Below are 19,628 nucleotides of genomic sequence, written 5' to 3'. Positions count from 1 at the left end.
AAGTGCTCTGGCAATTTCAGGAAAATACGCAGCGCTCCTTTGGCAGCTTGGCCGCCACGGCTGCGAACAGGCTTGCAAGCGCGGATGACTACTGAGCCACACCAGGCAATTCGTTGAAATTCAGGGGTGATCCGGCTTTTGGAGCCTCGCCGCTCGGCGCGGGCGCCTGCTGGGCTTCGGCCTTGGCCTTTGCCTCTGCGGCAGCCTTAGCCTTCGCCTCCTCGGCGGCGGCTTTCGCTTTGGCCTCGTCCGCTACCTGTTTGGCCTTAGCCTCATCTTCCGCCTGCTTCTGCGCAGCCGCTTGCCGGGCGAGATCGCGCAGCCGGATCTCCTCGGCACGGCGTTGCTGCTCAACGGCCGCATCCCGCTGGCGCTGCGCCTCACGTACGCCGGCGGCATATTTGTAGAGCGCCACCTCGCGCCGGAGCCGCTGCTTCTCCAGCACATTGGCCTGCAGGCGCTCGACCCGACGGCGCTCGCGCTCGAAAGCACGCACCGACAGGAAGCTGGTGACGTCGGTGATATTTATCGTCCGGCCCGGCGATGCCAGCGGGCCGGCAAAATCGAGGCGCACAGCCGGTTCTGCGCCGCTCTGCGTCTCGCTTCCGGCATTGAAGTCGATGCCGAGCGACCCGCGCATGCGCTCGTCCGGCAGGCTGATTTCGGCATTACCGGAAAGCTTGGCCAGATCGTTGCCAGCAGCAATATTGGCCGCCCGCACGACGCCGGCGGAAATGTTGAACGGTATACTCGTGGCCGGCAGCACCGCTTCGCCATTGTTCAGCAGCGTCTGCACGATCGGCAGCACCTTGTCGGCCGTGATGTCACCCTGGATCTGATCCGTCGCAGACAGCAATGGCGGCAGGACGGCAAGATTGAGGCCACGCACATGCGTTTCACCGAGCTTGATCTCGCCCGAACCGCTGGCATTGGCCGCAAGCTCGGCAAGGCTCTTGCCGCTTGCCTCGACATTCATTCCCAGGCCAAAGCGGCCGCTGGCGAGCGGCGCGCCGTCACGCTGCCAGGCAACGACAGCGAGATCGCCGTCGGCAAGGTTCAGCTTCGTTTGCAGCAGCCCGGTGCCGTCGGAGTTGGCAAGCATCAGGCTGCCGCTCACCGTGCCGCCGTTCCAGCCGCCGGTCAGATCGTTCAACCGAAGCTCCTCGCCCTTATAGGCGGCATTACCGGTGAAATTCGATATTGGACCGAATACGCCAGGCCATAGCTGCTTTGCAGACAGCTTGACGCCGATATCGAGCCCGGTGAAGGCCGGCAATCCGAGCTTCTCCCTGGACAGATTGCCAGTCTTGGCATCCGTCATCGGCCCGTAGATCGACTCCGCCAGCCAGCCAAGATCCACCTTGTCGAGCGCCAGCGCACCGGTCGCCTTGATATTGGCAGCCTTTCTGTCAAAGGTCAGTGCACCCGACACATTATTGTCGGCGAGCAACCCCTTCATATCGGACAGAACGATCTTGTCGGGACTCAGCACGGCGTTGGCTTGGAACTTCACCGGCAAGCCGGTGCCCATTTGCGGCGTGCCGATACCGTTCATCACGAAATATGGATCGAGATCAGCGCTTTCGAGCGACAGCGCGATAGTGCCATTGAGGAAGCTGTCGGGCCGCACATCGACCTTGCCATTCGCGGTGAACGACGTCTTGTCCGTCGCAAAGGTCAGCGCGGCATCGGCGGGATCGGTACCGCTCGCAGACACTTTAAGTGTCATGCGGCCATTGGCATCGGCTTCCACCGGCAATGGATCAAGACCCGCCTGACCGAAGAGGATCGAGGTAATCGAGTTTTCGAGCGTTCCCTCAAGCGTCGTCGTGCCCTTGCCCGTAAACGCCGAGAGATCGGACATGCGGTAATCGAAATTGACACGGCTACCGTTGGAAACGCCGGCGAGCGTCACGGTCAAGGCATTATCCTGGTCGCCGCCGAGCGTCACCGCGCCGCGAAGCGCCGTGTTTCCATACCAGGCGGCATTGCGCACCAGCCGGTCCATGACGGGATGATGCGGCAGATGCTGGCGCAGCATTTCGAAGAATGGGCCGGGATCGGCCGCCTTGAAGGTGATTTCGCCCGAACCCTTGTAATCCGAGGGCGAGCCATCGGCACGCCCCGTTGCGGTGATTTCCGCTCCAACGACATTGCGCACGGCAAGCTTGTCGATCGTCAACGCACCACCCGCGATGGAAAACGACGTGTCGACATTATCGGCCGGCACACCGAAGGCGACGAACTTGCCTGCCTGGAGATGCGCGGTGATCCGGTGATCGAACAACGATACCCCATTGTCCTGGCCGGTGAAGAGGCCGGTCAGTGCTCTCAGCGCATCGAGATCGAGCGTATCTCCCGTGAGATCGACGGCGAGCTTGGGTGCATCCTTCTCGTTCGGCACCTGCCGATCGATCCGGCCCTTGAGCGTCGCCGGGCCGATGGCGATCTCGAGGTTCTCAAAGCGCTGCTCTTCATGGCGCAGGCTGACATCGGCGGAGAAGCCCGCCTGCCGCAGCTGCCGGATTGACGGATCGACAGACCCGACCAGCCACGAAGCAAGCCCGGAGGGCTGGTTCGATGCGACGACCAGGTTGCCGATGAAGTTCGGCTCCCCCTGCAGCATCAGGTTGCCGCGTGCCTCGACCTGCGTACGCCCAGGGAGCGTGCCGATCGCATGATCGATCTTCCACCCTGTTCCCGCCGGCTCGAGATCGAGCTGCACGTCACGTACGGTGGTGTCGCCAGCGACGATTGCCGGCAGACGGAAGGTCGCCTTGCCGGGTACCTGCGGCACGGGGATTTCGGCGGCGATCGCAATCAGGCTATTAAGGCGCTGGCGCGCCGAGACCGCCGGGTTGCGGTTGGTCTTGCCGTTGGTACCCTTGTTGTTGCCGAGACGGTTGACGTCGATCTGCTGGCCGTCGGCGGTCAGCAGAAACTCTGGCTTGGTTCCCGTATCCAGCGTCGCCTCGCCCGTCACCACATAGGGGTCGTCGGTAGCACCGACTTCCAGGCGGTACTCTGGCACACGAATGCGATCGTTGGTCAGCTCGAAGCGACCCTTTATGCGAGGCTGGACTTGCTGCTCGCCGGAATTGCCGGAGCGCTTATCGTCGACCCCGGCATTGAACGAACCCATATAGTCCGGCTTGCTGTCGACCAGCTTCAGCTCGCCATCGAGATCGACATTAAGGGGATGACGATCGGGCATCAGCCGGGTACGGACCCGCAACACGCCATTGTCATCCGGCTGGCTGCTGGAAACGGTGAAATTGCCGTGTTCACCATCGAGCGCCGCATCGCCTTCGATGCGCCAAGGACCGGCCAGCGACTTGGCGGACATTTCGGCATTAAGGCCGGTCACATGCCGAGTGCGGCCGGATTGCTCGTCGATGAACAGCAGATCACCGTCTTCCACATGCACGCTTTCGAGCACCACTGACTTTGCGGGAATCTCGGGCTGGCTGCCGCGCATCCAGTCGAGTGTGCCATCCTTCAGCAGCCGCAGGCGCACCTTCGGCTTCGACACGCGCATGTCGAAGATCAGCGCTTCGCCGGACAGGAAGGGAGCAAGCTCCGCATCCATGGAGAATTCGTCAATCTGCACCAGCGGCGTGCCATCGGTCTCCTGGCCAACGCGGACATCATGCAGGGTTACGGATGGGAAAGGCAGGAGACGCGCGTCGACAGTGCCGTGAACCGTCACCTTCTTGCCGATAATGCGGCTCGCCTGATCCTCGAAATTCTTACGAAAATCGGTCCAGTCTATGAAGAGCGGAGCGAGCAGTGCCACGAACAGCACCACTACGAGCAATCCACCCAGAAAAACCAGGACCCTACCTAACAATGCGCACCGTCTCCAATCTGCATTCCAAATAAGCGATAAACCGTGACCTATCGGAGCACATACACCACATCGCCCCGGATACGCACGTTTCTATTGAACCCCATTTCAAAATCGCACCATTTTTCCAGGGCCTGCCGCATGATCTAGCGCATCCTGGCCGCTTTCCATGACATAAGTTGGGAAAAGCGGCTGCAGCCTAGAACATGATGCCGAAAAGTGTAAGCGGTTTTCAGACGGCATCGGGCTCTACCTGTTTGATTCTAGTGCGGATTCAGATTTCAGGTCGGTTCGACCCAAAATAGTCCGGCTCTAGCCTCATTCGCACCGGCAGCAAGGCAGGATCGTGGGAACGCTCCCCTTGTCAGTGGGGATGGAATATCTTTCCGGGGTTGAAAATCGCATCGGGGTCGAGCGCCTCCTTGATCTGGCGCATCAGATCGACGGCACTGCCGAGTTCCTGCTCCAGAAACGACATCTTGCCCTGTCCGACACCATGCTCGCCGGTGCAGGTGCCGTCCATGGCGAGCGCGCGCGCATTCAGGCGCGCAACGAAATTCTCGACCGTGGCAATCCCTTCGGGCGTCTTGTCGTCGAACAGCACAAGCACATGGAAATTGCCGTCACCGGCATGACCGACGATCGGCGCCAGCAGTCCATGCGCCTCGATATCGGCCTGGGTCTCGGCAACGCATTCGGCAAGCCGCGAGATCGGCACGCACACATCCGTCGATAATGCCGTCAGTTCCGGCGCCAGCGCACGGCATGCCCAGTAGGCATCGTGGCGCGCCTTCCAGAGCTTGTTGCGCTCCTCGGCATTGGCTGTCCAAAGAAACTCGCCACCGCCGCATTCGGCGGCAATCTCGGCAAACTGTGCAGATTGCAACGCAACTGTCTCCTCCGTGCCATGGAACTCGAGGAAAAGCGTCGGCTTCTCGTCGTAGGTAAGGCCCGAATAACGGTTGCAGGCGCGCATCTGCATCGCATCCAGCAGCTCGATGCGGGCGACGGGAATTCCCATCTGGATCGTCATAATGACGGCATCGCAGGCCGCCTTCACATCCGGGAATGCGCAGGCGCCGCCAGCGATCTTCTGGGGAATGCCCTGCAGGCGCAGCGTGACAGACGTCAACACGCCGAGCGTGCCTTCCGCGCCGACGAACAGCCGGGTCAGATCATAGCCGGCGGATGATTTCTTGGCGCGGCGCGCGGTGCGAATTTCCTCGCCATTGGCGGTGACGACGGTCACTGCCAGCACATTGTCCTTCATCGTGCCGTAGCGCACGGCGTTCGTGCCTGATGCGCGCGTCGACGCCATGCCGCCGATCGAGGCGTTGGCGCCGGGATCGATCGGGAAAAACAGGCCGGTGTCGCGAAGATAGGTGTTGAGATCCTCGCGCGTCACGCCGGGCTCCACCGTGCAGTCGAGATCCTCGGCATTGACTTCAAGCACGCGATTCATCCGGCTGAAATCGATGGAAATTCCACCCTGTGGCGCATTCACCTGCCCCTCCAGGGAAGTGCCAGCGCCAAAGGGAATGATCGGCACCCTGTGCTCCGCGCAAGCCTTGACGACGGCCTGCACATCCTCGCTCGTTTCAGCGAAAACGACGCCATCGGGAAGCTGCGCGGGAATATAGGTGGTGGTGTGGGCATGTTGCGCGCGAAAGCTTTCGCCGGTCTGGAAGCGCTCGCCGAATGCCTGTTTCAGGACGCCGAGAACGACTGATATCCCAGCCTCGTTACGTATCCCCGCCTTCGCATCAGCCAGAACCATAATCCGAATCTCCTATCGCGCGCATCGAAAGGCGTTAACCTTTTGACGGTTCTATGGGACATAGAAAGAGCGGTGTCCAGTCATGAAAAATGACCCGCATTCCTGACCTCATATTGCGCCTCGCGCCTTCGGGATCGGACCGGCCTCAAAGTCTTTGAAAAGGCCCCGCACAAGGAAACGCCACGGCTCAATATGCGTAAATTTTACGCAGACGCCGCACAAAATATCCGCCGAATATGACGCCCCATTGCACTGGGACCGGCAGCTAGTGGAGATCAGCGTCTCACAGGCGACTGGCATGCCGCTTGCTTTTTGCCTTCCAGCTTACATAGCCCGATTGGAAGGACATTCGATGAAGCGCAGACAATTGCTCATGGCACTCGGCATCGCGATACTCGCGACGGGATCGCTTTCCGCCCCGCACGCAGCAAGGGCCGACGCCTTGAGCGACATCGCATCGCGCGGCACGCTGCGCGTCGCCGTTCCGCAGGACTTCCCACCCTTCGGCAGCGTCGGCACGGACATGGCACCAATGGGCTATGACATCGATATCGCCAACCTGATCGGCGAAAAGCTCGGCGTGAAGACTGAACTTGTGCCGGTCACCAGCGCCAACCGCATTCCCTATCTGCAGACGAACAAGGTCGATCTGGTGATTTCGAGCCTCGGCAAGAATCCTGACCGTGAAAAGGTCATCGATTTCTCCGACGCCTATGCGCCCTTTTTCAACGGGATCTTCGGCCCGGCTGAGACGGCCGCCGCCAAGCCGGAGGATCTTTCCGGCAAGACGATCGGCGTCACCCGCGGCGCGATCGAGGATCTGGCACTGACGAAGGTCGCGCCACAAGACGCGACGATCAAGCGCTACGAAGACAATAACGGCACCATCTCGGCCTTCCTCTCCGGCCAGGTGCAATTGATCGCCACGGGCAACGTCGTCGCCGCAGCGATCCTTGCCAAGAACCCACCGAAAAAGCCGGAGATGAAATTCCTCATCACCAACTCGCCCTGCTATATCGGCCTCAACAAGAGCGAGCCGGCCCTGCAGAAGAAGGTCGATGAGATCATCGCCGCCGCCAAGGCCGATGGGACGCTGAACAAGATCTCGGAGAAGTGGCTCGGCGCCGACCTTCCCGCCGGCTTCTGATCAACGCACGACGGACCGCGCTGCCCGCTGGCGGCGCGGCCTGTCCGAGCGAGGCATCTTCCCATGCGCTATCATTTCGACTTCAGCTGGCTCGCCGAATATTACCCGGTCCTGATCAAGGGTGTCCTCGTCACGCTCGAGCTGACCCTGATCGGCGCCGTGCTCGGCATCATTCTCGGCATAGCCTGCGCCTGGGTGCGTGCGCTCGGCCCAGGCTGGCTCAAACCTCTTGTCGCCACCTATGTCGAGCTGATCCGCAACACGCCATTTCTGATCCAGCTCTTCTTCATCTTCTTCGGCCTGCCCGGCATCGGTGTCCAGATGAACGAGATGACGGCCGCCAATCTCGCCATGGTCATCAATCTTGGCGCCTATAGCTGCGAGATCATCCGCGCCGGCATACAGGCAACCCCGCGCGGCCAGTTCGAGGCCGGCGCCAGCCTCGCGATGACGCCATTCGAGACCTTCCGTCATGTCGTCCTCGTGCCCTCCCTGCAGCGCATCTGGCCGGCGCTGTCATCACAGGTCGTCATCGTCATGCTTGGCTCCTCGGTCGTCTCGCAGATCGCGGCGGAAGATCTGACCTTCGCGGCAAACTTCATCCAGTCGCGCTCCTTCCGCGCCTTCGAAGCCTATTTCGTGTCCACGGCGATCTATCTGGCGCTGGCAATCCTGCTCCGGCAGGCGCTTGCGGTCGTCGGCGCATTGATCTTTCCCCGCAGGGCCAGCCGATGATCCAGTTCACCACTTGGGATATTCTGCGCGGCCTGCTGCTGGCCACGCGCTGGACGATACTTCTGTCGCTGGTCTCCTTTGCCGGCGGCGCCATCGTCGGCGCAACCCTGCTGTTCCTGCGCATTGGCAAACGCAAGGCCGGGCGCATCGCCGTCAAGTATTTCGTTGAGCTGTTTCAGGGCACGCCGCTGCTGATGCAGCTCTTCCTCGCCTTCTTCGGCCTGGGCCTGTTCGGCATCGACGTACCGGCGTGGCTCGCTGCGGGCGCTGCACTGACCCTCTGGTCGGCCGCCTTCCTTACCGAAATCTGGCGCGGCTGCGTCGAGGCGGTCGCCAAAGGCCAATGGGAGGCCTCCGCCAGCCTCGGCATGGGCTATATCCAGCAGATGCGCTACGTCATCCTGCCGCAGGCGCTGCGCATCGCCGTGCCGCCGACGGTCGGTTTCTCCGTGCAGGTCGTCAAGGGCACCGCCCTCACCTCGATCATCGGCTTCGTAGAGTTGTCGAAGGCCGGCACCGTCATCACCAATGCGACCTTCCAGCCATTCACCGTCTACGGCTTCGTCGCACTCATCTATTTTGCCCTGTGCTGGCCGCTGTCGAAAAGCAGCCAGATCCTGGAAAGGAAGCTCAATGTCGCTCATCGAGGTCACTGAAGTCCGCAAGAGCTTTGGCACCAACGAGGTTCTGAAAGGCATCAACCTCGATGTGGAACCCGGCGAGGTGATCGCCATCATCGGCAAGAGCGGCTCGGGAAAGTCGACGCTTCTGCGCTGCATCAATGGGCTGGAGACGATCAACGACGGCTCGATCTCGGTCGCAGGAGCGCAACTCCTGCCCGACGATTTGCACCTGAAGGCGCTGCGGCTGAAGGTCGGCATGATCTTCCAGCAATTCAATCTGTTTCCGCATCTGAGTGCGGGCCGCAACGTCATGCTGTCGCAGATGGTCGTCAAGAAGATCGCCAAGGCCGAAGCGGAGGCCATGGCGCGACGGATGCTCGATCGCGTCGGCCTCGGGCACAAGTTCGACGCCTATCCGGACGAACTCTCCGGCGGCCAGCAACAGCGTGTCGCCATTGCCAGGGCACTCGCCATGCAGCCGATCGCGCTTCTCTGCGACGAGATCACCTCGGCGCTCGACCCGGAGCTGGTCGCCGAAGTTCTCGCCGTTGTGCGCGAACTGGCAAGCGAAGGCATGACGCTGCTGATGGTGACGCATGAGATGAAATTCGCCCGCGACGTCTGCTCCCGTGTCGTCTTCATGCATCAGGGGCGAGTTCACGAAATCGGGCCACCAAGCGACGTCTTCGCCAATCCACAGACGCCGGAACTCAAGCAGTTTCTCGGCCACCACTGAAAGCCCGTCAGCCCCGCCGTCCGCCTCCCCGCACCATATTGCCCCAAGCACCGGGCGCGATGCCGAAGGCCTTCTTGAAATGTCGGGTCAGATGGCTTTGGTCGGCAAAGCCGGTCGCAGCGGCAATTTCGGCGATCGGCTCACCCTGGCTGATCATGATCTTTGCCTGCTGTAGCCGCCGCATCAGCAGGAAGCGGTGCGGGCTGGTGGCGAAGGCAGCTCGAAAATGCCGGGCGAGCGCAAACCGATCAAGCCCGGTGATCCGCTCAAGGTCCTGTGAACTCACACCCCGGGTCACATGAGCCTCGAGATAGTCGCGCGCCGCTTTCGCCTGCCCCCAGGCGATGCTCCCTAGCGGCCTCAGCGGCAGGCGCGCATGCTGCACGAGGCCATCGGCAAGCTGTGAGACGAAGTCGTCGACGAAGAGTTCATCGAGTTCACGGTCGAGTTCGCCAAGTGCTGCCAACAGCAGGCCGGCAAAGCGGTTATCGTCAATCACAGGCTCGTCGACAAAAGGCAGGCCTATGCGCGCCGCCTCCAGACACTGAAACAGCACGGAAGGCTCCAGATAGAGCATCCGGTAGACAAGGCCGTCATCGGTTGCCGCGCCGCCGTCATGCAGCTCGTCCGGATGCAGGACGATCACCCGCCCCGGCAGGCTGTAGCGCTGCTCGCCACGATAGCGGAAGGTCTGAACGCCGCGCATGGTGACCCCCAGCGCATAGGTGTCGTGCCGATGGAGATCGAAGGCGTCGCCGCGAAATTGCGCCTGTATGCGTTCGATGCCCGGATAGGCGGGCGCCGACAGGATGCGGTTCGCTTCAGGCGTCACGCACAAACGTTCAAGACCCTCGAAGATCTGTCCGGCTACATCCTCGCGCAACGTCCCATTTCCAGACTGCATGAAAGTGACCACCGATGTTCGATACCAAAATCGCGATCGTCCTGCGAAGCGACCTTCAATCCTGGCAAAAACTGAATGTGACCGCATTTCTCACAAGCGGCATAGCCGGACAAAATCCGGAAATCATCGGCGAACCCTATCGCGATCGTGCCGGCAACGTCTACAACGCATTATCGATCCAGCCGATCATCGTCCTCTCGGCCGACGAAAGCAGCATTGCCACCATCCATCGCCGCTCGCTGGAACGCGGCGTCACCTCTTCGCTGTTCATTGAGGAAATGTTTGCGACCGGCCATGACGCGGCCAATCGCGCCGTCTTTTCCGAATTCGCCCCCGAAGACGCCAAGGTCGTCGGCATCGCCATCCGGGCCGACAAGAAGATCGTCGACAAGATCACCAAGGGCGCAAGCATGCACGCGTGATGACAGCGCGCAAGAAAAACGGCCGGATCGTGAGACCCGGCCGTTTTGGATTGAGAAAGGCTTAGCCGTTCTGCGTGATCGGCGCGATCTGGATCTCGACGCGGCGGTTCTGGGCGCGTCCAGCTTCGCTCGCGTTGGATGCAACCGGCTGCGTCGGACCGAAGCCAATGGCAGACATGCGGCGCTGGTCGATGCCCTGGCTGCCAAGGTAAGAGGCAACCGAGCCGGCGCGGCGTTCGGACAGATCCTGGTTATGCTGCAGGCTGCCGGTCGAGTCCGTATGACCGTTGACGTCGATCAGCGTGCGGTTGAACTTGCGCAGAACGATGGCGACCGAATTAAGCGTCGCGAAGAATTCCGGCTTGATCGCATCCCGGTCGATATCGAAGGTGATCGCTGACGGCATGTTCAGGATGATGCGGTCGCCGGCGCGGGTAACCGAAACCCCGGTGCCCTGCAGCTGCGCGCGCAGCTCGGATTCCTGCTGGTCCATATAGTTGCCGATGCCGGCACCTGCGAGTGCGCCAACGCCGGCGCCGATCAGCGCTGCATTGCGGCGCGAAGACGGCGAATGACCGATCAGAAGGCCGGCCACAGCACCGACGCCCGCACCGAGTGCCGCACCGCCTGCCGTGTTGGACATCTTCTGCTCGCCCGTATAGGGGTCGGTCGTCGTGCATGCGTTCAAAAAGGCCGCCGCTAGGGCAAGCATGGCAATTTTCTTGATCATAGAATCGTCGCTCTCCAGTTCGATGGCCGCAGCAGATATGAAGCATTGCGGCAATATGATGAAGAGAAAACTTCTCCGGACCGTTGTCCCCTGTGCACAGCGCAAACGTGCGGCTTTTCAGAACACCAATCGCCGCCCCGAGATCCCGAGGGGTCGACGATTAGAGATTCTGGAAGAGCTGCAGCACGGTGTTGTAGCTCGCATTGGCGATCGAGAGTGACTGCAGTCCGAGCTGCTGCTGCGTCTGCAACGCCAGGACCTTGCTGGACTGCTGCTCCATATCGGCGTCCACGAGCTTGCCGACGCCGCTGGTCAGCGAATCGCTGAGCTGCTGGGCGAACGCCGTCTGCAGACCGATGCGGGATTCGAGAGAACCGAAGGCGGAGCCGATTGTGTTCAGCTGCTGCAGCATCCCCGTCACGGTGTTGACCATATCGGTCAGGGCACCCTTCGTCGTATTGGCATCGAGCGAGATTTCGACCTGGCCGCTCGTATTGCCGTTCTTGCTGCCGATCAGCACATAATCCTTGGCGGAACCGGCGGCGGTGGCAAAGGCCGTCGACGTCAGCACGCCGTATCCGCCGGAGCCGCTCGACCGGTCGTCGATCAGGTAACGCGCATCGCTTGACGTGATGGTCCCGCTCGTCGATGTCACGCCTTCGTAGCTCAGCATGCCGATCGAGACGGTTCCATTGCTGCCGCGGATGAGAGAACCGGGCACCTGATGCGGCTGCGTCGGATCGGTGCCATCCTCCAGCACGGTCCAGTTGACACCGTTGAAGGTCGCCGACTCCCCGACATTGCGTAACTGCTGCTTGAGCTGCGTGATCTCATCATTGAGCTTGGTCCTGTCGACGCTCGTCTCGTAGGCGCTGACCAGCTTCGTCCTGATCTGCGTCACGACGTCGATCGCGCTGCTGACGCCCGTGGACGCGGTATTCACCGTGGATGCCGCAAGGCCGAGCGCATCCTGCACCGACGAGATCGCGCCGATGTCGGTATGCGTCAAAACCGAGATTTTCCAGTAGGTGGCATTGTCATTGGCCGTCTGCACCCGCAGTCCGGACGACATTTGCCGCTCCGCATTGGTCAATTTTGCCTGGGTGTTCTTCAACACTTCCAGCGCTGTATTCACAGAGGGACTGACCCTGATGAAGGTCGAAAAAATACTCACGGCACACGAACTCCGGACGCAACAATACGCAACAAATACAGGGAGACATCGGAACCTTGCCGCGGGCGCTCATGCACGCGGGCCGAGAGTATCGGCGGACGAGGAGCCGGGCAAAAACAACACCCGAACCCCAGCGGTTACATGCCGCTATGATTAGCAAACACGCTTAATAAACCGCTAATCGGAACGCATGATTTACCATAAATGAGAGCGTGGGACGAAGAGAAAGCAACTCATCCGTGCCGCCTTCATTCCGCAGCCCTCAGATTGGCAAGCTTCGAACGAAGTGCGGCATCCGACATCTCATCATGCAAGCGCTGCTCCTCGTGGGTTTGTGGCTTCGCAAAGCGGGCAATGAGGAGGTAGGCGACAGGCGTGATGTAGAGCGTCACCAATGTCGCAAAACCTAGCCCGCCGACGATCACCCAGCCGAGCGCGACGCGCGCCTCCGCGCCGGCCCCTTCGGCAAACACCAGCGGCACGCCGCCGAGGATGGTCGCGATCATGGTCATCATGACGGGGCGCAGACGCAGCGCACAGGCCTTCTCGATCGCATCGCGCACACCCTCGCCCTTGTCACGGAGCTGGTTGGCGAATTCGACGATGAGGATACCGTTCTTCGCCATGACGCCGACGAGCAGCACCAGCCCGATCTGGCTGTAAATGTTGAGGCTGGAACCTGTGATGACCAGAGCGAAGACCGCGCAGGCAAGGCCCAGCGGCACCGTGGACATGATGATCAGCGACGACAACACGCTTTCGAACTGCGCGGCCAGCACAAGGAAGATGATGACGATGGCAAAGCCGAAGGTCAGCGCCATGCCGCTGGAATTTTCCTCCAGCGTCGCGGCTTCCGCCAGCGGCATCAGCCGCGCGCCGGGCGGCAATAGCGGCGCCGCGATCCTCGTGACCTCTTCGACGGCTTGTCCCAGCGACATGCCGTTCTTGAGGCCGGCGGTGATCGCAACCGAGGCCAGCTGCTGCTCGCGGGTCAGCTGCGGCGCGACCGCATTTTCCTTCAGGGACGCGATTACCGACATCGGCACGATCTTGCCATCGCCCGTCTTCAGGAAGACGTTTTCGAGATCCGTGGGATCGTCGATCGGGCGCATCGTCGAGGTTAGCAGCACCGGGTAGGATTCGCCGGCAACGAAGACATCGACGACGGAACGCCCTTCCAGCAAGGACTGCAGCGCCACCGAAAGGCCCGCTATGTCGACACCGAGATCGGACGCGCGCTCGCGGTCGATGGCAACGGAGACCTGGGCCTGCGTCGGTTCGTTGTTGAGCCGGGGCGTGTCGAACTGCCCCGTCGCGTCGAGTGCCTGCACCAGCTTCAGCGCCGATTCCGTCAGCGCCTCGTGATTGTTGCCGATGAGTGCCATCTGTACGCCGCTGCCGGCGCCACGGATACGCAGGCTGTTCGCCTGAACGACGTTACCGCGAAGAGCCGGCACATCGGCCATGGCGCGATTGATATCGGAAACGATATCCTGCTGCGTGCGATGCCGTTCGCTCCAGGGCGCCAGCGTCAGCACCATGAAGCCGCTGTTCTTCTGGCTGTTCATGCCAGAGATCGCGTAGATGTTGCGGATATCGCCGCTATCCATCAGCGGCTGCAGCCCCTCCTCGACGCGCTGCAGCTGATCCTTCGTATAATCGAGCCCCGCTCCCTGCGGCGTCGTCAAGCGAAGCATGACCATGGCGCGGTCTTCGTTCGGCGTGAGCTCGCTTTTGACATTCAAGAACGCGAGAACAGCGGCGGCGGAAAACAGGGCGCAGAAGACGATGACGACCAACGGCCCGTTCAGGCAGGCTCGCAACGTTCGCCGGTAGACATCGGCAAACAGCTCGCCGAAGCGCCCGAGCACGCCATGATCCTCGCGCATCTCCTTGGTCAGCATCCGCGAAGCAAGCATCGGGCAAAGCGTCAGCGCCACGATGGATGACAGGCCGACTGAGAAAGCAAGCACGAAACCGAACTCGCGGAACAGGCCGCCCACCTGCCCCGGTAGAAACGACAGCGGAATGAACACAGCGGCAAGCGTCGCTGTCGTCGCGATAACGGCGAAGAACACCTCGCGGGTGCCAAGCACGGCCGCCGCCCGCGGCCCGATCTTCTCGGCCCTGCGGCGCACGATATTCTCAAGCACGACGATGGCGTCGTCGACCACGAGGCCGGTGGCCAGCACGATCGCCAGCAGCGTCAGGATGTTGATGGAGAAGCCAACCATGTAGAGCGCGGCAAGCGTGCCCGTCAGCGCCACCGGCATGGTGACGACCGGGATCAGCGTTGCCCGCCAATCGCGCAGGAAGAGGTAGATGACAACGGTGACGATCAGGGCCGAAAGGATCAGCGCCAGCACGACCTCGTGGATCGCTCCCTGAATGAAGACGGCGTCATCGCTGGTAATGACGATCCGCGTCCCCTCCGGAAGCGTCTTCGCAAGCTGCGCAACGACGCCCTTCACGCCTTCGGAGATATTCAGCGTGTTCGACTGCGCCTGACGGATAATGCCAAGCCCGACACCCTGCACGCCGTTGGAACGCAAGGCGGTCGTCCCGTCGCGCGGACCGAGCGTCACGGTGGCGACATCAGAGAGCCGGACGCGATCTTTAATAATCAGCCGCGCGAATTCTTCCGGTGTCTGTAGCGCCGCGGTGGCGCGCACGACGATATCCTGGCGCGCGCTTTTCAGCGACCCCGCAGGCACGTCGAGGGCCGCAGTCGCAAGCGCCGTCGTCAGATCGCCAATCGTCAGCCCTCGCCCGGCAAGCGCTGCCTGATCGACATCGATGCGGAAAACCTTCTCCTGATCGCCGTAAAGCTCGACATCGGCAACGCCTTCCACCGAAGCCAGTCGATCGGTGATCTCCTTGTCGACGAGCTGCGTCAGGTCATCCATCGTCAGCGTATTGGAGGTGACGGCAAGGCGCATGATCGGCTGCGAATCCGAATCCGCCTTGACGATCTGCGGCGCATCGGCCTGATCTGGCAATTGCTCGGTGATACGGCCGATCGCATCGCGCACATCGTTGGCCGCGACGGAAAGATCCGTGGCATCGGAAAACTCCAACGTCACTCTGCTTTGCCCAAAGGAGGAGCTGGAGGAGACCGACTTCAATCCGCTGACGCGGGCTACCGCGCCTTCGATGACCTTGGTCAACTCCTGGTCGATCGTCTGCGGCGACGCGCCGTCGAACATCGTTCTGACAGTGACGACGGGACGGTCGACGTCAGGCAGTTCGCGGACTTCGACGCCGAAATAAGCGGCGAGACCGGCAACGACCAGCAGCGTATTGAAGACCAGCGCCAGGATCGGCCGGCGCACGAAGATTGCCGTGAATGACTGCTTGGCGTGGCTAGCACCGGATTCGGTCACATCATCATTGTGGCCGGTCATTGCGTGATGACCTCCGTCGCCTGGGCGACATCGCGCGCAAAGCGCACGTCGCCGCCCTCGGTCACGCGCTGCAGCCCCTCGATGACGACGGGATCGCCATCGCGAAGATCGCCCTTGACCAAGACGGCATCAGGATTGCGTTGGACGATACTGACCCGCACCTTCGACGACTTGCCGTTAGCGACGCGCCAGACATGGGCGCCCTCCCCATCCCATTGCACGGCAAGCGGATCGACGGACGGATAGGTATCGCCGGCAAAACGCATGCCGACGTTGAAGGACATGCCGGCGCGGAGCTCATCGGCGGCATTGTCGATGCGCGCGCGAATGCGCAGGGTCCGGCTGGCGCCATCGACGCGATTGTCCACCGCCTCGACCGCACCCGTGAAGACGCGTCCTGGCAGCGCAACCGATGTCGCCTCGACCGGCTGATCGACCTTGACCGTGTTGGCAAAGCGTTCCGGCACCCAGTAATCCACCAGAATCTCGGAGCGATCATCAAGCATGACGATGCTGGTGGCCGTCGTCACGTTATCACCGACGACAACGGGCACGATGCCGACGATGCCATCGATCGGCGCAACGACGTCGCGGCGCTTCAGCGCCAGCTCCGCCGATTGCAGCGCGAGTTTCGCACCCTGCTCGACGATCTCGGCGTCGAAGACATCCATGCGCGAAACGCTGGATTTGATATTGCGATAAAGCTGAGATTTCTCGGAGGCGCTCTTCAGCGCCACTTCCGCCTGGCCGCGGGCAATGATCTGCTCGTCATCGTCGAGGCGCGCCAGCACCTGCCCCTGCTTCACGCGGTCGCCGGATTTGATGAGGATTTCACGGATCGTGCCGGCCGCCTGCGGCATGACGACCACGGAACGAATGGCATCGCCCGTGCCGATCGCACTCAGGCGATCATTGACGATAGCGCCAACCACTGGCTCGGTGACCACCAAAGGCACATTCTGCCCGCGCCGCCCTGCGCCATTGGCCGCATCCGCCTGTTTCCCACCATTGCTGTTCTTGCCAGGCGCAAGGACCGCTACGGCAGCCTCGGGAACACCTACGCCTCGCAAAAGGCCGGCTGCGCCGGGCACAAAGGCCACGGCGGCGGCAAAACCTGCTACCAGCAAGAAAAAACACAAGGAAAGTTGCTTCCAGGCGGTCATGTACGTCTCCGGCTCTTTGTGTCAGAGGCGATGAAATCGCGTCGTCAGTTCGGTATGGCCTCTTTTCGTCAAGCGCACTGACTGAGGCCAAATACGGGTCGGCGGTGGTATAACGCACGATTGTGCCCGATTTGCTGCAATATCGTTTTTTTATACATATGCGGCAAGCTTTGCTGCCGATTATGACGAAGTTGTAATCTTTGCGCGGACAACGAGGCGTTTTATTCGTAGCCCAACGTCGCCTATCGAACACCGAAAAGGCGTTTCCCCCACTGCTTTCTCCCTGTGAATGTGCACTTTTTGTTCTATTTTCGGCCCGTTTCTTTTGCCTTTCAGGGTAGAATCATTACATTGGGCCGCATGACCATCGGACATGACGACATTCCCTTCTTTGACGAGGAGCCGGAGCACCTGGCGCCGCGCCGCGCTGCGCCGGATACCGGCAGCATCGGCGGCGGCATTGCGGCACGCGCCATGGCAGCGCGCGACAGCGGTCGCCGGCCGGACTATCTCTCAGGCCTCAATCCGGAGCAGACGGAAGCCGTGGAGACGCTCGACGGCCCCGTTCTGGTGCTTGCCGGCGCCGGCACGGGCAAGACGCGGGTGCTCACGACCCGTATCGCCCATATCCTGTCCACCAACCGCGCCTTCCCCAGCCAGATCCTTGCCGTCACCTTCACCAACAAGGCGGCGCGCGAGATGAAGGAACGCGTTGCCCTGCTCGTCGGCGGGGCGGTCGAAGGCATGCCATGGCTCGGCACCTTCCACTCGATTGGCGTCAAACTGCTGCGCCGTCATGCCGAATTGGTGGGCCTCTCCTCCAGCTTCACCATTCTCGATACCGACGACGTTACCCGCCTGATCAAGCAGTTAATCCAGGCAGAGGGCATCGACGACAAGCGCTGGCCGGCCAAGCAATTCGCCGGCATGATCGACACCTGGAAGAACAAGGGCCTCGGCCCGGCCGAGATTCCGGAGGGCGACGCCCGCGCCTTTGCCAATGGCAAGGGCCGCGAACTCTACGCCGCCTACCAGAATCGCCTGAAGACGCTGAATGCCTGCGACTTCGGCGACCTTTTGCTGCATCCGATCAACATGTTCCGGCAGAATCCGGATGTGCTGAAGGATTATCACCAACGCTTCCGCTATATCCTCGTCGACGAGTATCAGGATACCAACACGGCGCAATATATGTGGTTGCGCCTCCTGGCGCAGCGGCCGAAGGGCGAGTTGCAGAATGTCTGCTGCGTGGGTGACGACGACCAGTCGATCTATGGCTGGCGTGGCGCGGAAGTGGACAATATCCTTCGCTTCGAGAAGGATTTTCCTGGCGCCAAGGTGATCAAGCTCGAGCGCAACTATCGCTCGACCGAGCATATTCTCGGCGCCGCGGCCCATCTGATTTCCCATAATGAAGGCCGGCTCGGCAAGACGCTGTTTACCGACCGTTCCGATCCCGAAGACATCAAGGTGCAGGTGCACGCCTCCTGGGATTCCGAGGAAGAAGCCCGCGCCATCGGCGAAGAGATCGAGCAGCTTCAGCGCAATCAGCATAGACTGAACGATATGGCGATCCTGGTGCGCGCCTCCTTCCAGATGCGTGAATTCGAAGATCGTTTCGTCACGCTCGGCCTCAACTACCGCGTCGTCGGTGGCCCCCGCTTCTATGAGCGTCTCGAAATCCGCGACGCCATGGCCTATTTCCGCCTGGTCTGCCAGCCGGCCGACGACCTCGCCTTCGAGCGCATCGTCAATACGCCGAAGCGCGGCCTTGGCGACACCACCATACGCGCGCTGCATGATTATGCCCGCGCTCGCAACATCCCGATGCTGGCGGCAGCAGCCGACATCATCGAGACCGACGAGATGAAGCCGAAGCCGCGCAAGGCGCTGTTCGACGTCGTGCAGTCCTTCCGCCGCTGGCAGGGCCTGCTCGAAAACACTCCGCATACGGACCTTGCCGAGCAGATCCTCGAAGAGTCCGGCTATACGGACATGTGGAAGAACGACAAATCGGCGGAAGCGCCCGGACGGCTGGAAAACCTGAAGGAACTCATCCGCTCGATGGACAGTTTCGAATCCATGCGCGGGTTCCTGGAGCATGTCGCGCTCGTCATGGATGTCGAGCAGAACGAAAACCTCGACGCCGTCTCGATCATGACACTGCACTCGGCCAAGGGCCTGGAATTCGAGACCGTTTTCCTGCCCGGCTGGGAGGAAGGCCTTTTCCCGCATCAGCGCTCGCTGGACGAAAGCGGCCGTGCGGGCCTGGAGGAAGAGCGCCGTCTCGCCTATGTCGGCCTCACCCGCGCCAAGCGCCGCTGCCACATCTGGTTCGTCTCCAATCGCCGCATCCACGGCCTATGGCAGTCGACCATCCCTTCCCGCTTCCTCGACGAATTGCCGATCACCCATGTCGAAGTCGCCGAGGTCGAGCAATCCTACGGCGGTTACGGCCGCGGCGGCTATGGCCAGTCGCGCTTCGACAAGGCCGAGCCCTTCGCCAACTCCTACTCTACCCCAGGCTGGAAACGCGCCCAGGCCAACAAGACCGACGCCACCCGCGACAATTGGGGCTCTCGCTCCGGCCACGCCGTGGAACGCATCGGCTATGGCGAAAGCGGCCCGAAGACCCGCACCATCGACGGCGAACTGGTGGCCAAATCCACCTCCTCAGAACCCTCGAAATTCATTGTCGGCGACCGCGTCTTCCACATCAAGTTCGGCAACGGCAATGTGTCGGAGATCGAGGGTAACAAGCTGACGATCGAGTTTGATCGGGCGGGGCAGAAAAGAGTGCTGGATGGGTTTGTGGAAAGGGTGTGAGCAGCTGGATCATCCGGTTTGGGACCAGAGTGTTTAGAGCCTACGAGCACCAGACTCACTTTGGGCGTCTCCTCTCCCAGCCCTCCGTCATCCTCGGGCTTGACCCGAGGATCCACGCACAAGCATTCAAATCGGACGCA

At 61.5% G+C, this 19,628-nt stretch carries 13 protein-coding genes; 6 read left to right on the top strand and 7 right to left on the bottom strand.

Features of this window, described 5'->3' with window-relative positions:
• Positions 1-88: 88 nt before the first annotated feature.
• Together A6U86_RS28575 and A6U86_RS28570 are read right to left on the bottom strand one after the other, a co-directional pair.
• Positions 89-3,850: an AsmA family protein gene (locus tag A6U86_RS28575; protein WP_068398541.1), complete on the bottom strand. Its 3,762-nt coding sequence runs from the start codon at positions 3,848-3,850 to the stop codon at positions 89-91.
• A 361-nt stretch (positions 3,851-4,211) separates the two neighbouring features.
• Complete coding sequence (locus tag A6U86_RS28570) at positions 4,212-5,624, bottom strand: FAD-binding oxidoreductase (RefSeq protein WP_068398538.1); 1,413 nt, start codon at positions 5,622-5,624, stop codon at positions 4,212-4,214.
• A gap of 352 nt (positions 5,625-5,976) precedes the next feature.
• On the opposite strand from A6U86_RS28570, the gene A6U86_RS28565 reads away from it, so the two are divergent.
• The 4 genes from A6U86_RS28565 to A6U86_RS28550 all read left to right on the top strand — a co-directional run bounded on the left by A6U86_RS28565 (position 5,977) and on the right by A6U86_RS28550 (position 8,865).
• Positions 5,977-6,771 carry a transporter substrate-binding domain-containing protein gene (locus A6U86_RS28565; RefSeq protein ID WP_068398535.1) on the top strand — a complete coding sequence of 265 codons (795 nt, stop codon included), beginning with the start codon at positions 5,977-5,979 and terminating at the stop codon, positions 6,769-6,771.
• Positions 6,772-6,834: 63 nt separating this feature from the next.
• On the top strand, positions 6,835-7,506 hold the full coding sequence (locus A6U86_RS28560; RefSeq protein WP_068398532.1) for an amino acid ABC transporter permease: 672 nt from the start codon (positions 6,835-6,837) through the stop codon (positions 7,504-7,506).
• Complete coding sequence (locus tag A6U86_RS28555) at positions 7,503-8,162, top strand: amino acid ABC transporter permease (protein ID WP_068398530.1); 660 nt, start codon at positions 7,503-7,505, stop codon at positions 8,160-8,162. The genes A6U86_RS28560 and A6U86_RS28555 overlap by 4 nt, the downstream gene beginning before the upstream one ends.
• The gene (locus tag A6U86_RS28550) at positions 8,140-8,865 is read left to right on the top strand and encodes an amino acid ABC transporter ATP-binding protein (RefSeq protein WP_068398527.1); all 726 of its coding nucleotides are present in this window, start codon (positions 8,140-8,142) and stop codon (positions 8,863-8,865) included. Before A6U86_RS28555 ends, A6U86_RS28550 begins: the two co-directional genes overlap by 23 nt.
• Before the next feature lie 7 nt (positions 8,866-8,872).
• Here the strand turns inward: A6U86_RS28550 and A6U86_RS28545 are convergent, their stop codons facing one another.
• Entirely contained in the window at positions 8,873-9,748 is an 876-nt protein-coding gene (locus A6U86_RS28545; RefSeq protein WP_068398926.1) for an AraC family transcriptional regulator, read from the bottom strand.
• A 35-nt stretch (positions 9,749-9,783) separates the two neighbouring features.
• Between A6U86_RS28545 and A6U86_RS28540 the strand changes: the two genes are divergently transcribed.
• The gene (locus tag A6U86_RS28540; protein WP_068398524.1) at positions 9,784-10,191 is read left to right on the top strand and encodes a DUF2000 family protein; all 408 of its coding nucleotides are present in this window, start codon (positions 9,784-9,786) and stop codon (positions 10,189-10,191) included.
• Positions 10,192-10,252: 61 nt separating this feature from the next.
• On the opposite strand, the gene A6U86_RS28535 is transcribed toward A6U86_RS28540, so the two are convergent.
• The 4 genes from A6U86_RS28535 to A6U86_RS28520 all read right to left on the bottom strand — a co-directional run bounded on the left by A6U86_RS28535 (position 10,253) and on the right by A6U86_RS28520 (position 16,662).
• Positions 10,253-10,921, bottom strand: coding sequence for an OmpA family protein (locus tag A6U86_RS28535; RefSeq protein WP_068398924.1), 669 nt, complete (start codon positions 10,919-10,921; stop codon positions 10,253-10,255).
• Positions 10,922-11,081: 160 nt separating this feature from the next.
• Positions 11,082-12,095, bottom strand: a complete 1,014-nt coding sequence (locus tag A6U86_RS28530; RefSeq protein WP_068398520.1) for a flagellin — start codon at positions 12,093-12,095, stop codon at positions 11,082-11,084.
• A 248-nt stretch (positions 12,096-12,343) separates the two neighbouring features.
• The gene (locus tag A6U86_RS28525) at positions 12,344-15,499 is read right to left on the bottom strand and encodes an efflux RND transporter permease subunit (protein ID WP_068398517.1); all 3,156 of its coding nucleotides are present in this window, start codon (positions 15,497-15,499) and stop codon (positions 12,344-12,346) included.
• Positions 15,496-16,662, bottom strand: coding sequence for an efflux RND transporter periplasmic adaptor subunit (locus tag A6U86_RS28520; RefSeq protein ID WP_068398516.1), 1,167 nt, complete (start codon positions 16,660-16,662; stop codon positions 15,496-15,498). The genes A6U86_RS28525 and A6U86_RS28520 overlap by 4 nt, the downstream gene beginning before the upstream one ends.
• Positions 16,663-17,022: 360 nt before the next feature.
• Here A6U86_RS28520 and A6U86_RS28515 point away from each other — a divergent pair, with 360 nt between their 5' ends.
• Positions 17,023-19,488: an ATP-dependent helicase gene (locus A6U86_RS28515; RefSeq protein ID WP_068398515.1), complete on the top strand. Its 2,466-nt coding sequence runs from the start codon at positions 17,023-17,025 to the stop codon at positions 19,486-19,488.
• Positions 19,489-19,628 lie beyond the last annotated feature (140 nt).

Origin of the sequence: Rhizobium sp. AC27/96, from assembly GCF_001692325.1 — a bacterium.
Taxonomy (GTDB): Bacteria; Pseudomonadota; Alphaproteobacteria; order Rhizobiales; family Rhizobiaceae; genus Rhizobium.
This window is presented reverse-complemented; position numbering and strand designations above follow the sequence as displayed.

Bases quoted from the DNA above. Each gene is read 5' to 3' on its own strand.
- A6U86_RS28570 (WP_068398538.1), bottom strand. From the start codon at position 5,624: ATGGTTCTGGCTGATGCGAAGGCGGGGATACGTAACGAGGCTGGGATA.
- A6U86_RS28565 (WP_068398535.1), top strand. From the start codon at position 5,977: ATGAAGCGCAGACAATTGCTCATGGCACTCGGCATCGCGATACTCGCG.
- A6U86_RS28560 (WP_068398532.1), top strand. From the start codon at position 6,835: ATGCGCTATCATTTCGACTTCAGCTGGCTCGCCGAATATTACCCGGTC.
- A6U86_RS28555 (WP_068398530.1), top strand. From the start codon at position 7,503: ATGATCCAGTTCACCACTTGGGATATTCTGCGCGGCCTGCTGCTGGCC.
- A6U86_RS28550 (WP_068398527.1), top strand. From the start codon at position 8,140: ATGTCGCTCATCGAGGTCACTGAAGTCCGCAAGAGCTTTGGCACCAAC.
- A6U86_RS28540 (WP_068398524.1), top strand. From the start codon at position 9,784: ATGTTCGATACCAAAATCGCGATCGTCCTGCGAAGCGACCTTCAATCC.
- A6U86_RS28535 (WP_068398924.1), bottom strand. From the start codon at position 10,921: ATGATCAAGAAAATTGCCATGCTTGCCCTAGCGGCGGCCTTTTTGAAC.
- A6U86_RS28525 (WP_068398517.1), bottom strand. From the start codon at position 15,499: ATGACCGGCCACAATGATGATGTGACCGAATCCGGTGCTAGCCACGCC.
- A6U86_RS28520 (WP_068398516.1), bottom strand. From the start codon at position 16,662: ATGACCGCCTGGAAGCAACTTTCCTTGTGTTTTTTCTTGCTGGTAGCA.
- A6U86_RS28515 (WP_068398515.1), top strand. From the start codon at position 17,023: ATGACCATCGGACATGACGACATTCCCTTCTTTGACGAGGAGCCGGAG.